Annotated in this window: 16 protein-coding genes; 7 read left to right on the top strand and 9 right to left on the bottom strand. The window is 60.6% G+C overall.

What is annotated here, in order from left to right; all coding sequences use genetic code 11:
* The first annotated feature begins 120 nt into the window (after nucleotides 1-120).
* From IPK59_22245 to IPK59_22255, 3 genes are all read left to right on the top strand, one after another.
* On the top strand, nucleotides 121-756 hold the full coding sequence (locus IPK59_22245) for a sigma-70 family RNA polymerase sigma factor (protein MBK8161353.1): 636 nt from the start codon (nucleotides 121-123) through the stop codon (nucleotides 754-756).
* 186 nt (nucleotides 757-942) lie between these two features.
* Nucleotides 943-1839 (top strand): acyltransferase, encoded by an 897-nt coding sequence (locus IPK59_22250; protein MBK8161354.1) that lies wholly within the window; start codon nucleotides 943-945, stop codon nucleotides 1837-1839.
* Between the two features lie 63 nt (nucleotides 1840-1902).
* Nucleotides 1903-2226, top strand: a complete 324-nt coding sequence (locus tag IPK59_22255; protein MBK8161355.1) for a hypothetical protein — start codon at nucleotides 1903-1905, stop codon at nucleotides 2224-2226.
* A 375-nt stretch (nucleotides 2227-2601) separates the two neighbouring features.
* Here the strand turns inward: IPK59_22255 and IPK59_22260 are convergent, their stop codons facing one another.
* The gene (locus tag IPK59_22260; protein ID MBK8161356.1) at nucleotides 2602-3192 is read right to left on the bottom strand and encodes a hypothetical protein; all 591 of its coding nucleotides are present in this window, start codon (nucleotides 3190-3192) and stop codon (nucleotides 2602-2604) included.
* A 232-nt stretch (nucleotides 3193-3424) separates the two neighbouring features.
* Between IPK59_22260 and IPK59_22265 the strand changes: the two genes are divergently transcribed.
* Both IPK59_22265 and IPK59_22270 read left to right on the top strand, forming a co-directional pair.
* Nucleotides 3425-3865 carry a polymer-forming cytoskeletal protein gene (locus IPK59_22265; GenBank protein ID MBK8161357.1) on the top strand — a complete coding sequence of 147 codons (441 nt, stop codon included), beginning with the start codon at nucleotides 3425-3427 and terminating at the stop codon, nucleotides 3863-3865.
* A gap of 12 nt (nucleotides 3866-3877) precedes the next feature.
* On the top strand, nucleotides 3878-4084 hold the full coding sequence (locus tag IPK59_22270; GenBank protein MBK8161358.1) for a hypothetical protein: 207 nt from the start codon (nucleotides 3878-3880) through the stop codon (nucleotides 4082-4084).
* A 30-nt stretch (nucleotides 4085-4114) separates the two neighbouring features.
* Here IPK59_22270 and IPK59_22275 read toward each other — a convergent pair whose 3' ends face one another.
* The 8 genes from IPK59_22275 to IPK59_22310 all read right to left on the bottom strand — a co-directional run bounded on the left by IPK59_22275 (nucleotide 4115) and on the right by IPK59_22310 (nucleotide 12047).
* Nucleotides 4115-5047, bottom strand: a complete 933-nt coding sequence (locus tag IPK59_22275) for a hypothetical protein (GenBank protein MBK8161359.1) — start codon at nucleotides 5045-5047, stop codon at nucleotides 4115-4117.
* Nucleotides 5048-5176: 129 nt separating this feature from the next.
* Nucleotides 5177-7261 (bottom strand): calcium-binding protein, encoded by a 2085-nt coding sequence (locus IPK59_22280; GenBank protein ID MBK8161360.1) that lies wholly within the window; start codon nucleotides 7259-7261, stop codon nucleotides 5177-5179.
* 303 nt (nucleotides 7262-7564) lie between these two features.
* Entirely contained in the window at nucleotides 7565-8275 is a 711-nt protein-coding gene (locus IPK59_22285; protein MBK8161361.1) for a hypothetical protein, read from the bottom strand.
* Nucleotides 8276-8284: 9 nt separating this feature from the next.
* Nucleotides 8285-8731 carry a hypothetical protein gene (locus IPK59_22290; protein ID MBK8161362.1) on the bottom strand — a complete coding sequence of 149 codons (447 nt, stop codon included), beginning with the start codon at nucleotides 8729-8731 and terminating at the stop codon, nucleotides 8285-8287.
* 16 nt (nucleotides 8732-8747) lie between these two features.
* Nucleotides 8748-9239, bottom strand: a complete 492-nt coding sequence (locus IPK59_22295) for a hypothetical protein (protein ID MBK8161363.1) — start codon at nucleotides 9237-9239, stop codon at nucleotides 8748-8750.
* A 209-nt stretch (nucleotides 9240-9448) separates the two neighbouring features.
* Nucleotides 9449-9748: a hypothetical protein gene (locus tag IPK59_22300; GenBank protein MBK8161364.1), complete on the bottom strand. Its 300-nt coding sequence runs from the start codon at nucleotides 9746-9748 to the stop codon at nucleotides 9449-9451.
* Between the two features lie 280 nt (nucleotides 9749-10028).
* Nucleotides 10029-10337, bottom strand: coding sequence for a hypothetical protein (locus IPK59_22305; protein ID MBK8161365.1), 309 nt, complete (start codon nucleotides 10335-10337; stop codon nucleotides 10029-10031).
* Between the two features lie 249 nt (nucleotides 10338-10586).
* Nucleotides 10587-12047, bottom strand: coding sequence for a S8 family serine peptidase (locus IPK59_22310; GenBank protein MBK8161366.1), 1461 nt, complete (start codon nucleotides 12045-12047; stop codon nucleotides 10587-10589).
* A 446-nt stretch (nucleotides 12048-12493) separates the two neighbouring features.
* Between IPK59_22310 and IPK59_22315 the strand changes: the two genes are divergently transcribed.
* Nucleotides 12494-13090: a sigma-70 family RNA polymerase sigma factor gene (locus tag IPK59_22315; GenBank protein MBK8161367.1), complete on the top strand. Its 597-nt coding sequence runs from the start codon at nucleotides 12494-12496 to the stop codon at nucleotides 13088-13090.
* Nucleotides 13087-13788, top strand: coding sequence for a hypothetical protein (locus tag IPK59_22320; GenBank protein MBK8161368.1), 702 nt, complete (start codon nucleotides 13087-13089; stop codon nucleotides 13786-13788). The genes IPK59_22315 and IPK59_22320 overlap by 4 nt, the downstream gene beginning before the upstream one ends.
* Nucleotides 13789-13804: the final 16 nt, after the last annotated feature.

Here is a 13804-nt window from a genome sequence, read left to right on the forward strand (position 1 = left end):
GCTGCTTGCGGATTCCGCAGCAGCCCTTTGATCAGGCCTTGTCGGCGCCGACGATGCTGCGGCCTGTCGGCGCCAGATGCCCGGTTTCCTTCTCCTGGGGATTGGCGCGGAGAAACGGTGATGATGGCAGCAATCAACAAGACCAGCAGTTTCACGGAAGCCGATCTTCTGGCTTGTCTGTCACCACTGCGCGCCTATGCCACTTTTCTGACGCGGGACCGAATCTACGCCGACGACCTTGTGCAGGACACGATCGTCCGGGCCTTGACCGCGGCCCATCAGTTCCAGCTGGGCACCAATCTGAAAGCCTGGCTCTCGACCATTCTGCGGTATCAGTACTACAGCCAGATCCGGCGCAATCAGGCACGCGTGCGCACCGTCAGCGACACGCTATGCCTGGAGGCATCCGTGCCGCCCAGTCAGGAAGCGAGCCTGGAATTTGCCGACTTCTGCCGCGCCTGCTGGCAACTCAGCCCCGATCAGCGCGAGGCATTGATTCTTGTGGGAGCGAGCGGCTTTTCCTACGAAGAAGCCGCCTCGGTCTGTGCCTGTCCTGTCGGCACCATCAAGAGCCGCGTTTCGCGCGCGCGGCTGGAGCTTCAGCGCCTCCTGCTGGACGGCGCCCTCCCGGGAAATCGCCGCGACCTTCCGGTCCTGTCGCCCGATCGCACACCGCTGGAGAGCTGGTACGCGAGCCTGCCAGCCGCCCTGTCGCAGCAGGACAAGGCGGCGGAACGCATCCTGGTCAAGGCTTGACCATCTCCGTCTTGGCTGCCCTGCTATGGCCGTCTGGTATCGGTCGGGTGTTGGTCCGCTCCGCCCACCAATGCTGTTGGCGCCATCCAGTCCATCGCCCCGGCAGATGAACCAGCCGAACGCGACGACGACCGCAGGTCCACCCCATCATTCGAAGCAGCGTCGCGACGTTTCGGCGGGCGCAACATGCTGACGCAGGTTCGGCAAAGTGACGGCATGTCGTCTGGTCGCATCGAATGCCTGGATGGTTTGCGCGGCGTCGCCGCCATCTGGGTATTGGTGGGCCATGCGCTGCTGCTGTGCGGCTGGCGCCTGCCCGTCCTTGCGCGGCCGGACCTCGCCGTCGACCTCTTCATGATGCTGTCCGGATTCCTGATGGTCTTTCAGTATACGCAGCGAAAGGCCGTCGAACCCTGGCACAGGCCGCGGACATGGTGCCTGTTCTGGACCCGGCGTTTCTTTCGCATCGCACCTCTTTATTACGTGCTCCTGGCCATTGCCCTGCTTGCCGGGCCGAACCTTGGCGCCTATCGCGACGAGATCGCCCAGGCGCTTCCTCAAACGGGCACCGTCACGGCGCGCTATCTGGATCAAAGCTGGCAGAATGTCATCGCACATCTGACCTTCGTCTTCGGCTTTGATCCTTACTTCAGCTACAGCACACCGCTCCCGGACTGGAGCATCGGCCTGGAGATGGCCTTCTATGCGGCTTTTCCGTGCCTCATGATCGCGGCCGGACGTTTTGGATTTCCCACAACCGCGATCGTCATCTCCGGCGCCTGCCTGCTTGCGTCCCTGCTCTTCTCGGACTTCTTTCGCTCCTTCAAACAACCTTCCCTGCTGGCGATCAAATTGCCCATCTTCTGGGCGGGGATGCTGGTGGCGGCCTCACTGAATGCCGGCGGTCGCCAACGCTGGGTGCTGATCTGCTCAGCGCTCCTTCTTTGCCTCCTGCCGGTACGTGGTGGCGGCAGCGCGCCACTGGAACTGGCCATGCGCGTGGCGAACCTCGCCGGCATTTCCCTGCTCGTCCATGCCGGCCACCTTCCGCAGGGCAGCCGATTGGGACGGACGGCGCGCTAGCTCGCGGCGCGCTTTGGCGGCCGCACGGCCAGTTTTTTCGGCGACAGTTCCTATGGCGTCTATTTGCTGCACCTCCTGATCATGGTTCCCGCCGTCGCCCTGATCATCAGATGGGCGCAACCAGGCTCCGCCGCGGCATTGTTTGGCCTGACCATCCTCGCCGTCCTGCCGGTGACATATGCGATTGCCTGGTTGCTGCATCTGGGCATTGAACGCCCCGGCATCCGCCTTGGCCGGCTGTGCGCCGGCCGGTTGCAGCGAAGGCCCGATAACCATGTGAAGGCCGGATCGACCGCGCCACCAAGCGCGACAGGTGATGCCGATGACAATTCGGGTGATGACCGTGGAAGCCGCGCGCGCGTCACATTGATGGATCTGCGACCCTGACGGCCTGACCAGCCCCCGCGGATCGGCCTGACAGTCGGCTATCGCTCGCCTATCGTTCCCGCGGCGCAACTGCGTTGTTGCCAATGGCCCGGAGAGTGGCGTCCCCAACGGGAGTCCCACGATATAGTACATCTCTGAAAACGGTGTTCAGAATCCGTCTATAGGTCGTCAAGTATACTCCGCGGTAGATTGATCGCTGTCGCCCATGGCCAAGATCCTGGAGGTGTATAAGCTCCCTCCACTTTGGCGCGAAGTGAGCGGCGCCGTCATTGATGTGGCCGGTAGGCGGTTTCGCCTTAGCGAAAAGGGCCGCCGACAAGCCGGCGGCCCTTTCCCTGACGTCGTCCCAGCGCAAAGGCCGGGCCGAACGAGAGTCTAGTTCTTGTCTGGGCGGCAGACCCGGATCGATGCGTCGACAAGTTCGCCATCGCAGTACATCAAGTTCTGCACCAGCTGAACCGAGCTGCTCGATGCCGGAACATTGGCGCGCGCGACATCCTGCCCGGGAATTGCCGGATCTTGCGGATCAATGACGGGGTTCGCTGGTGTGGCGACAATGTCGAACGGTTCAAAATCAGGCTTCTTCGGTTTGGCCTTCACATCACCCGCCTTAGGTTCAGGCTGCGGTTCGGCATTCTTGAAATTGTCGTTCGGCTGCCCCGGATCACCGTGACCCTGGTCGATGGCAATGTCGCGCGAGGGCTTCGGCTTTGGCTTCGGATCCGGCTTGTCGCCACCACCGCCGCCGCCGCCGCCGCCGCCGCCGCCACCGCCGCCGCCGCCGCCACCGCCGCCGCCACCGCCGCCGCCGCCATCGCCGCCAGCACCTTCACCACCGCTCGATTTTCCCTGGCCACCGCCGGTTCCGCTATTGGCCGCGAAAGCATCGCTACCCGTCAGCACGGTCGAGCTAACGAAGGCCGCGAGGGCCAGAGCCAGCAATGGGTATTTCAAGGTCTTCTGCATGATCGTCTTCCCTTTCAAGTTATTGACGCGCAGTTCGTTCGCTAGGGTTGACGCAGCGAGGTTCGGTCCGGTTGCAATGATATGTGTTTGCGCATTTTTAGGTAATTTTGTTGTGCGCAGAAAATGCCAAGGCGCTGGCCGTGCGCCGAAAATGACGTGCAACCGCGCCTGCTACGCAGACGTCTATTGCTGCGCCGACTGTGATGGCGCGCACAACATTGAAGGATTTCCCATGTTCTCAAAGATCGGCAAACCAGCTCCTGCACCGAGCGAATCCGTGGTGGCCCAGGTTGTTGCCAGAAGCCCGCTGCCATCGATCATCGGTGCTGATCTGCGAATCGTCGGTGACCTCTGCTGCAACGGCGACGTTCATGTCAGCGGCTGGGTTCAGGGCGACATCATGGGCCGCAAGGTGACGATCGAGCAGCACGCGACCATCCTCGGCAATCTGCAGGCGGATGCGATCCGCATTCGCGGCCTGGTCAATGGCGATGTCCGCGCCGATGTCGTCGTGCTGGAAAGTTCCGGCCGCATGACCGGCGATATCATCCATCGGACGTTGGCGATCGAGGAAGGCGCCTATCTGGAAGGTTCATGTCGGCCACTAGATCAGAATCCCGCACCGATCATCTCGGTCGATCCACAGTTTGCCGATTACATCACTGAAGCATAAGGCCCATTCCAGATGGAAATCGTCATCCGCGCATTCTTGGGGTTCTTCTTTGGTCTGTTCTGTGGCGGCTCCGTCGCCCTGTTCGGGTCGATCGCCGTCTTCTCCCTGTTCCGCATTTCCAATTTTGAAGGTTCGGCCTCGATGGGTATCGCCTTCGTCATCCTGCCGACCGGCGCTCTCTTGGGCGGCATTGTGGGGGCAATCTGGGCAACCTGGTAAGGTCGGCTTCGCGCAGGACGACGCCGTCACTCAGCAATCGTAGCCGTCATATTTCCTGATCGCGACACCCGGCATGGCAGCAAGATGCGCCGCTGCCGCCTTGATCGATGCCATACCGTAGCAATCCCACACCTCCCAGGGACCGATACGGAGTTCCGAACGGCCACCGCCCTTGGCCGGCTGCAGTTCGATATTGGTGATCTCCACTGGCCGACCGATGGCGAAACTGACCGTGTCCCATTTGCTTGAAGCACCCCAGCAGGCATCGGCCACACTGCGCCAGAGGCCAAAGCTGCGCGCCCCCAGGCGCGCTGCGATGCTGGGTGGCGTGTCGAGGATCTCCGGCTGCGACAGGGCCAAGGAGGATTCGCGGCCACGGCCTTGGCCTTTGCCATAGAGCTCGACGGAGAGCTTGAACATCCGCAACTCCGATATTCGCGTAGCGATCGTTGCCACCTCGACATTCCGTCGGCGCCATTCACTGAGAAAGGGCCTGGCGGCAAGTTCGGTGCGCCAGGTGACCCAGAGGCAGGCCGCGGCAACACCGTATTCAACCGGCCGGGCGGCACCGTAGACAGAGAGGCCTACCGTTACCACATCGCTGTCCCAGCGCGCGTAGAGCGCGACTCGATCGGCGAGTGACGCATCCGTGGGCAGGTCTTCCCGCTCGACGAAACCGGGGGTTCCAAGACGCGCATCGAAGAACTGCAACCAGTCTTCCGCGGTCGGGTGTGACATTGCCAACTCATAGCACAGTTGCGTGACCGGTCGGTCAGACCGTGCCGCCGTGAGCTTGACGCTGATCGCGGCTATCCCATCCACGGAGCGGCAGGGATAGGTCCGTGAGGTGAGGTTCTGGGGGCGCTGCGTGGGATGCTCGCCGTCACCGCACTGATCAAGGATCGTGCCCCAGGGCAGGAAGCGGCCATCGATCTCGAAGCCGCGCATCAGTTGATCAAACATCGTCCGTCTTCCTGCCAAAGGCGATGGCGACCCCATCGGGATGGGAATGGGGTCGCCATACCAAGCCTTGCCGTCGGCAAATCGGCAAGACTGGCCGTCAGTGGATCAAGCTCTCAGGGAACTAAATCCTCAGGGAACAAAGTCTGCCGCGTCGATAACGTTTTCTTGCGTATTTCTCACTACCGCCAAGAACTCACCATTATAGATGAGCACTGTATCGAGGCCATTCTGTTGCTTTTGAAGGTTGTTGATGTTGAAGCCGGCAATCTGGAAAACATCAACATTATTCTCAAAATCCTGAATAATGTCGGCTTGGTCTATGGCATTGCCACCATCTCCGGCGGCGAACACAAATGTATCAGAGCCAGCCCCCCCGCTCAGCACATCAGCGCCCGTCCCTCCGGTAATGATATCTAGGCCTTCCTGACCAGAGATATTGTCGGCGCCGGCACCGCCATTTAGCTTGTCATCACCAAGCATGCCGATAAAGGTATCGACCCCATCGCCGCCATTTAACGTATCGTTCCCGTTGTCACCCTCTAAAAAATCATCCCCGATTCCGCCAGTGATGATGTCGTCACCCATTCCGCCAACTAGAGTGTCGTCCCCGATTCCGCCAAAAAGCTCATCATTCCCGTTCTGACCGAACAAACGATCATTGCCGATCTCGCCGTAGAGTTTATCGTCGTCGTCTCCGCCCTGCAGCTCGTCGTCGCCACCTTCACCGTACATAATGTCGTTGCCACTATCTCCAAACACCGAGACGTTGTTGAGGGGGCCATCATGTCCAGCACCGGCGTAGATCGTATCATCGCCTTTTCCACCACTGATGTAGTCACCGCCCTGGCCGCCATAGATTTCATCGTTACCGTCATCACCGAACAGAAAATCTTTGCCGCCATTCCCATTTAGAATATCATCGCCTACGTCACCGTGAATATCGTCACCGTCGGCGCCGCCACTGATATCATCCGATTCCGTACCACCTTTTATCTTATCAACACCCGCGCCTCCGTTTATCTTGTCCTTGCCGGCGCCTCCCTCGAGGGTGTCAGCGCCAGTGCCGCCATCCAATTGGTCGTCGCCACCTTCGCCATTAATGGTATCCGCGCCGGTGTTGCCATGGAGAATGTCGGCACCGAGGCCGCCGTTTATTTTGTCATTGCCGGCACTGCCTTCGATCGTGTCATTGCCGGCATCGCCCAGGAGGGTGTCGTCGCCGTCCTCGCCAAAAATGGAGTCGTCGTCATCGCCTCCATTGATAATGTCAGCGTCGCCGCCGCCAAAGAGGAAATCCTTACCATCACCACCCAGCAACGTATCGGCGCCACCCATGCCCATCAGGGAGTCGCTGCCTTCGCCGCCGTCGAGCGTGTCAGCACCATCGCCGCTCTGGATCACGTCATCGCCCGCATCGCCGAAAATCTTGTCGTCGAATCCACCGCTGACGATGAAATCATTGCCGCCATTGCCGTGGAAATCGTGGAGCGGATCATAGCCGGCCTGCGCAGCGATGGCCACATTGAGGGGCAAGGTCACCACGTCGTCGCCTTCGAGCGCGTCATACTGCGTGCCGTCGAGATAGGTTCTGGCGAAGACATTGGCAAAGTTCACATTGTCGTTGTCCGGCGTGAACAGTGGCGGCAGGCTGGCCGCCTGTATGTTGTCGAGCTCGTCCACGAATTTGCGCGCATTGCCGCCGGTGCCGAAGCCACCATATTGCAGCGAAGTGGGATCAAGGCCGCCGACCGACTGAAAGCCACCGAGCCCGGCGCTGGGGTCGAAGCGTTCGAAGCGGGCACCCTCATCGAGGTCGAGATCGAAGAAGTACTTCAGCGCCGGCACTTCTTCGCCGGTCTGCGACCACAACACCTTGGTGATCTCGAGATTGACATTGGCGACGTTCAGCACGGCCCCGTCGGCAAAACGCACGACCAGGGCGTTGTTGGCGCCGAAGATGGTGACGTCGTCACGGTCGAACTCGAAGACAACGACGTTTGCTGCCACCGCCGAGACGGACACGGTTTCGCCGGCGTTGGGGGCATCCAGATTGATAGCCCGGGCGCCTGGTCGCAACGCGACCGGCATCGGCACCAGATCGGCACCCATGGCGTCCGGGACCGACGGCACGCGGGGGGTGGTTTCGGAAATCAGCAGCCAGGCATTCGGGCTGTCGCCAGCCAGGATCGGATTCTGCATCTGCATCTGCATCATGACAACATCTCCCAAAGGGGCCATTGAGGCTGCTGGCAGCGGCATATCGAGAGGCCGCACGTCGCCAAAGAGCCGGTTCGGGAGCATTGACGCTTCAGCACGCCATTCGGTTTCAAGAAGGCGCGGCCCAGCTGATGAGCAAAGGAGCCAGGATGATAGTGGCGGCACCCGGGGACACGAGTGCCGCCACGCCAGCGGTAAGGCCTCAGGGAGGGGTAGGGTACCTTACGCGCGGCAAGAATTTTGCTGCCCCGCTAAGCCAGCTTTGCGAGCCGACCGCGGTGGCCGGGTCCCGTCACGGTTCTAATGACTGGATCTGCCAGGAACTGGTTCGCTCGGCATGGCGCGCTTCCGGCCGGGATATCGCAGCACCATCGCGGCGCGAGTGCCGGCCAGGCCGGCCTTTTCAGCCAAACCGGTGGGGCAGTCGGCAGAATGTTGTCGGATATGGTTGAACAATTCTGCAAGGCCCAGCGCCATTTCATTGGCAGCCAGCGGATCGCGCACAGATCCGGTCCAGACGACTGCGTTTACCGCGCCTTGGCCGTACATCCAGCTGGAAGGCGTCCATTCGGCGGCGATCAGGACCAGTTGGCCGGTCCCGCCATTGCCCTCGTAATAGGGCCGCAATCCCCAGGATTGCAGCGCCTGTTGCGCAGCCAGGGCGCATGGAACCAGAAACCGGTCGACACCGCCGCCCTGATGGATGACGCCGGTCGTGCTTTCCGGCCAGAGCGCCTGTACCTGTGCCTGTGACCCAGTCGTCGCCGCCCGGCAGCATCGGATGATCGACATGGCCGAATCGGCATCGGCGCGGGCCTGAACCGGATCGTTGCATTCGCCCCAGGCGACCGGCTTGGCTGGCACCAAGGGCAGCGCATCTTCAGTCCGCAAGGGCTCGCCGAATACGATCCAGTTCGCGAGGTTGTGGCGCGCCACGACCGTCGTTTTCAAGGGCGGAAACGAGAGCTCGAAGCAGTCATAGTCGTCGGCTGTCCTCCGATCCCAGTTCATGGTGTTCCACTATGTGACAGGGTTTTCGAGCGGCGAAGCGCCGGTGCGATAAAAATCCAGTACAGCAAGGGCAATCTTCTTCCATGACTTGTCCTTGGTCATGCTCGGGCGCAACGGAATCCGCCGGCGACGCGCTACCCGCAACATATCGATCAGGATATTTGTGTGGAGGCCCGTCACGCCGGCCGCGCGGCACAGCAGGCGTATTTCGACACATTGAAAGTTCGCCACCTTGAAGGCGACCAGCTCGCGCGGCACCCCGGTCCGGGCAGCAAGCATTCGTGTCAGGCCATCGACATTGCCGCGGCTCAGCGCCAGGACCAGCAGACCGTCGCTGAATCCTTTATCCTCGTTGTGGAGTTGGCGCCACGCGGCGCTGCTGCTCTCCTGCCCATCGAGCAAGTCCAACTGCCGATCCGCAAAAGCAAGCCGCATGGCTTCCTTGACGACTTCCATCCCCACCCCCAACCAGCTACTCGGCGGCGAGGCGCCGATAAGCCGCCGCTTCAGCCGCGCGGCTACTATCCATGTCGAGCTGCACGGCCTGCGCGAGAGCCCAGGCGACATCCGACACCGGAAAGTCGAGTTCCGTCGAGAGCGCGTGAAAGAAGGCCTCAAAGGCCGACATCGGGACGCCGCAATAGGACGTGATCTTCGCCGTGAAGATGACCTCCGGTCCAGCCTCGGTGAGATCAAGGATAATGCGACCACCGCGGATCCGGGCGAAATCAATCACGATGCGATCATCGATCATGCGGATCGTCGCGTCTTCGAGCGAGACCTTGAGTGCGATGGTTGAGTCATGCCGCAGAGAGATGACAAAGGATTCATGGTGCTGCGGCAACCCAAGGACATGCGCTCGAACCGACCCGACACCCTGGCGGCCCGTGGCCGTGTTGCCTGGCAAGCCTTCCTGCCGATCGACAACCGTGTTGCGCCGCACATTTTCAAGCGAGATTGTCATTTCGTGGCTCTCTCTATTTGAGACGTTGGCATCCGCGACAGAAGCGCATTTCGCTGGAAGTAGAGCGCTTCCACACGACTTACGGAAGCTACGACGCCAATGCTGGGGACGTGGTTGCAAGAAGTCGGCATTGAAACAGGAAAGAGAGAGGCCGTGGCCTCTCTCTTTCTGCATAGCCTTTTTCATGGGGTAGTCAGGTAGCGGTAGGCTCAACCCTGGTTCGGGCCCTTCTTGTCCTTGGGCCCATTGTTGTTGAAGCCGCCACCGCCGCCGTTATTGTTCGGGTTGCCCCCGGCCGGGTTGCCGCCAGCGGGAGTTCCGTCCGCATTGTTGACGCCGCCGCCGCCATTGCTCTGCACATCTGCATCCACACCGCAGCTGCGGATCTTGATATCCAGTTTGCCGGCGTTCGAGGCGCAGAAGCTCTGCTTGTTTCCGGCTGCATTGGCGCCCTGGCTCGCCGCAAGGAGGATACCAAGGACGACAAGTCCACACATGGATTTCGTCATTACTCGTGACTCCTTTGTTGACCTGTGATGGCGACAGGCATGAATTGCATGCCGCCTGTTGTGATGAGTGAGGCGCACGGTCGACGCGTCAGGTTGCAAGGAATTGCGGGGATTTTCTCCGACACCAATGTGGCCGGGCGGAGGCACCCAGGTGGCAGGCCCCAATCAGCGTTCTGCAAAGAAAATGGCCGACAGCATGGTGGCTGTCGGCCATTTCCTGGCAATCGCCAGCGCGGATCCTGCAGGGAACCTCAGGATCCGGTAGCGGCCGCTCAATCAGTCAGCCCGGCTGTGGGCCACCACCGCCGCCCGGATTGTCGCCACCTTGCGGGCCGTCAAGCTTCCCGTCATGCGCGCCGGGAAACTTACCGCCATGACCGCCCGGAAAATCTTGAGGCTGTCCGGCGCCATTCTGCTGGCCACCGAAATGAAAGGTGCGACGGGGTAACGGATTGTAGCAAGTCTCCCCGAGCACGGCTTTCTGTTCCTTGAAGCAGAGACCACGGTCTGCGGCAACTGCCTGAGACACGGTGCCGATGGCCGGCATCGCGGTAAACAAAATCATTGCGGCAAGTGTCCTGCGCAACATGATGGAACCCTCCTCTAATAGTCGATGCTGGTGATTCCCAGCATCGAAAGGCAAAAGCGACTTGCCCAGGAAGACGTCACCATGGGTGATTAAGTTGCAGGACTTTTGTGATCACCGTCACGATCGTGCGACACACTTTCGTGAAGTAAAACATTCGTTCGGGCCAGCGCTCCGGCGAACAGACAGCAGCGCGCTACCGCAGCCACAGAGTGGCGACGGCGCGCGCGGCGTCGGCGCGACTTTGGTCGGTCAAGGCGCCTGGAAGGCCTCGTATGCTGCGAGGTCCTGATCGGACAGGATCATGGCTTCCAGTGCGGAAAGACGCCCTGCGCCAAAGTCAGCGTCGCGTCCCTCCAGCCCCATATCCTTCGCCGAATAGGTCAGGATTTTGACGATCGACTCGACGGTGAGATCGGGATGTCTGGAGCGCAGCAGGGCAACCATGCCAGTGACATGGGCCGCAGCAAATGAAGTGCCTGTCGCAAGGCCGAGCTTTCCCCGCGACGCGGCTGTGAGGATGTCGACGCCGGGAGCGGCCAACATGATGTAGTTGCCACGATTGGCCTGGGCGTAAAGCCGATCGTCTTGGTCGGTCGCAGTCACCGCGATCACACCATCATTGGCTGCCGGATAGCAGGCCCGTGACAGAGGACCACCATTGCCAGCCGCCGCAACGATGGCCACTTGTTTCTGCACCGCGGCGGTGATGACGCGACTGACAAGCCCGTCATATGGGCCGCAGAGGCTGATGTTCACGACATCGACATTGCGAAGGATGGCGTCGCTGAGCGATTTGGCGATATAGAAGCCCGATGCCGTGCCAGAACCGCCTTGGCCGGGTGCAAAGACATCGTACAGGAGCACGCGGGCATCGGGCGCAACGCCGCGGATCGGCCCGTTGGCGGCAAGAACGCCGGCCATGCGCGTGCCATGATCCTCATAAAGCGCTGCCGCCGCCTCTGCGTCACCGGCGGTGCCTTCCTCACCAATGCCAGATTTCGGTCCAGCATCGTCAATTCGCGACAGGGACGCAGCGGTGAATGCCGGATGCTTCTGGTCGACCCACGTATCAATCAAGGCAATTTCGGCGTCCGTTCCGGTGGACATGTTCTGGGCTAGGCCCAATCCGATCAGCCGGAAGACATATTGGGTGTTCATGTAGGAGTAGCTCTGAGCCTCGACGCCTGAATCCTGCGGCAGAAAGGTCGTATCCAACTGGGCACTCTGAACGTCACGATCCTTCGCCAGGGCCGAGATCGCCTGATAGGCGGCAAGATTGTGCGCGACGGAAGTTGTCGCAGCCAGCATTATAAGTGCGTCTGTATCTGGCGCCTGGAAGCTGTCGAGCGGCACAAAGCCGTATTGCTGTGCCAAGGCCCTCGCATTGGCTGGTTGCACCCCAGGTCGGAACTCGATTCGGATGCGCGAGGCATTCACGAGAAACAGAGGCAAACCCAAAGTCTCGGCTTCGGCGGCCGATTGGCTGTCCGTCGTTCTTTCAAAATATTCGGGATCGTGCTGATCAGCGTGCTTAAGCTGGAATCCGCCGCCTCCGCCCGGGCCGCCGGCTTGGGCATGTGCCAATTGGCTCATCCCTACCGACAGAGCAGCACAGAGGATCGACGCGATCGCAATATTGCTGAAGCTGAAGAGAAATGGGCCTTTCAAACTGTGCCGAAGCCGCTGCGATACTTTTGAGAAAACTTGCATAACTCGGTCCTGAAGTTAGGGATTCTAGCTTCCAGTTGGGCGGAATGTACAAAGAATTGGATCGCAAGCGGAACGTAGGCGGTGCATTGGCGTGACTCTAGCCTTGGCCCTTCCGACAATGCAAACCCAGGCCAGTCTATTTTTCCCATCAAATCTGGTGGCGTCGCCCTGTCCGGTGCTGGCGGCTCTCATTCAGCAATTCAAAGTCTCCCAAAGATGATTTCCGACCGATACCAGATACCGCGACCAGATAGCTGTACGTTCGACTCCTGGAATTGTTTGCCGCTATAGTCGTTCCAATCAAGCCCACGTTCCCTGTTGCTATGACGCTGCAAACGAAGGATTGGTTTCTACTATGCCCAAGGAAGAAGCCGTTGAGGACATGCCGCCACAGCATTCAGAAACTGCCCGGATTGCAGGCGAGATCGAAGTAGGATTTATTTGCCATGAACAGCCGTGAGGGCGATGGGGCGCTCCAGGAACCAGCCAGCATGGAGTTGCAGCTGCTGTTGCGCGTCGCGGAACGCGACGAAGCGGCCTTTTCGCTCCTCTATGAGCGAGTCCGAAAGCCGATTTTCTCCTTTATTTACCGAATGGTTACCAATCAGGCCCTAGCTGAGGATCTGCTTGCTGACGTCCTCTTCCAGGTCTGGGAGAACGCCAGCCAATTCCGCGGTGAGAGTAAGGCCATGACCTGGCTGTTCACGATCGCCCGGAACCGGGTCATCTCGCATTTGCGAAAGCGGAGCCACGACCAGCTTGACGAAGACAAGATGGGCGAGGTGGTCGATCCTGCCCCCTCTCCCTCCGCCGTCCTCGGCGATTTGGAGCGGCAGAAGATAATGTTGGGACTAATTGAGCGGCTCAACGTCGAACATCGCGAGGTCCTGCTGCTGGCATATTATCAAGGTATGTCACTGAAGGAGATGAGCGAGGTACTTGACTGTTCGGAAACGACTATCAAGTCCCGCATGTTCCACGCTCGAACCAAGCTGCGCTGGCACATGGAGCGCCTTGGTATAGCAAAGGATAGCCTGCTATGACGACGAAACCGCGACCTGACACCGCCGATGAGGCGACGTTGTTGATGCCCTGGCTGGCAAACAAGACCCTGCCGCCGGACGAGACTGCGCGGCTGACATCGGCACTGGCGCAGCGGCCGGAGCTGGATGACGAGAATCAGCTAAATCTCACAATCGCGAAATCAGTGAGCAATTGGGCTGACGCCAGCCCGGAGCCAGCCTCGGACATCTTGGGACGCGTAACCAGCCGCATCCGCCAGTCCAGCCAGGCGACCGCGGGGCTGCAGACGCCAATGCCGTCCGCCCCGGTTCCGTCCGCCATCGACCGGATCCTGTCGCATGTCTCCGCCGAACTGCGGCGCTTCTATGCCGGCATCGCACTGGGCACCCTGGCTGGCGCAACCGCAGCCTCTTTGCTGCTGCTGCTGTTCGTCTATGACGGCGCCGGACTGCGCCAGGACGGCTATCTTCCCGCCAGCGGCCCGGATGCCGCGATTGCCGGCGACTGCCTGCTGCTGGTGACCTTCCCCGCCGATCAGAGCGTCAAGGAAACGGCTGACGTCCTGCGTGATGTCGGCGCCGAAATCGTCAAGGGTCCCCTGCCCTCCAATCTCTTCGTTTTGCGCCTAAACGCGGCCAACGATGCCGAGTTCAATGCCGCCAAGGAGCGCCTCTCGCAGATGCCCGATGCCGTGCAGGTGCTGGGTCCGTACGAGTAGGCTTAATCGGCGGTCA

Source organism: Rhodospirillaceae bacterium (assembly GCA_016712715.1).
Lineage (GTDB): Bacteria > Pseudomonadota > Alphaproteobacteria > Dongiales > Dongiaceae > Dongia.

Coding starts and splice junctions, on each gene's coding strand:
- IPK59_22245 (MBK8161353.1), top strand. CDS start 121: ATGATGGCAGCAATCAACAAGACCAGCAGTTTCACGGAAGCCGATCTT.
- IPK59_22250 (MBK8161354.1), top strand. CDS start 943: ATGCTGACGCAGGTTCGGCAAAGTGACGGCATGTCGTCTGGTCGCATC.
- IPK59_22260 (MBK8161356.1), bottom strand. CDS start 3,192: ATGCAGAAGACCTTGAAATACCCATTGCTGGCTCTGGCCCTCGCGGCC.
- IPK59_22265 (MBK8161357.1), top strand. CDS start 3,425: ATGTTCTCAAAGATCGGCAAACCAGCTCCTGCACCGAGCGAATCCGTG.
- IPK59_22270 (MBK8161358.1), top strand. CDS start 3,878: ATGGAAATCGTCATCCGCGCATTCTTGGGGTTCTTCTTTGGTCTGTTC.
- IPK59_22275 (MBK8161359.1), bottom strand. CDS start 5,047: ATGTTTGATCAACTGATGCGCGGCTTCGAGATCGATGGCCGCTTCCTG.
- IPK59_22280 (MBK8161360.1), bottom strand. CDS start 7,261: ATGATGCAGATGCAGATGCAGAATCCGATCCTGGCTGGCGACAGCCCG.
- IPK59_22285 (MBK8161361.1), bottom strand. CDS start 8,275: ATGAACTGGGATCGGAGGACAGCCGACGACTATGACTGCTTCGAGCTC.
- IPK59_22290 (MBK8161362.1), bottom strand. CDS start 8,731: ATGGAAGTCGTCAAGGAAGCCATGCGGCTTGCTTTTGCGGATCGGCAG.
- IPK59_22295 (MBK8161363.1), bottom strand. CDS start 9,239: ATGACAATCTCGCTTGAAAATGTGCGGCGCAACACGGTTGTCGATCGG.
- IPK59_22300 (MBK8161364.1), bottom strand. CDS start 9,748: ATGACGAAATCCATGTGTGGACTTGTCGTCCTTGGTATCCTCCTTGCG.
- IPK59_22305 (MBK8161365.1), bottom strand. CDS start 10,337: ATGTTGCGCAGGACACTTGCCGCAATGATTTTGTTTACCGCGATGCCG.
- IPK59_22310 (MBK8161366.1), bottom strand. CDS start 12,047: ATGCAAGTTTTCTCAAAAGTATCGCAGCGGCTTCGGCACAGTTTGAAA.
- IPK59_22315 (MBK8161367.1), top strand. CDS start 12,494: ATGAACAGCCGTGAGGGCGATGGGGCGCTCCAGGAACCAGCCAGCATG.
- IPK59_22320 (MBK8161368.1), top strand. CDS start 13,087: ATGACGACGAAACCGCGACCTGACACCGCCGATGAGGCGACGTTGTTG.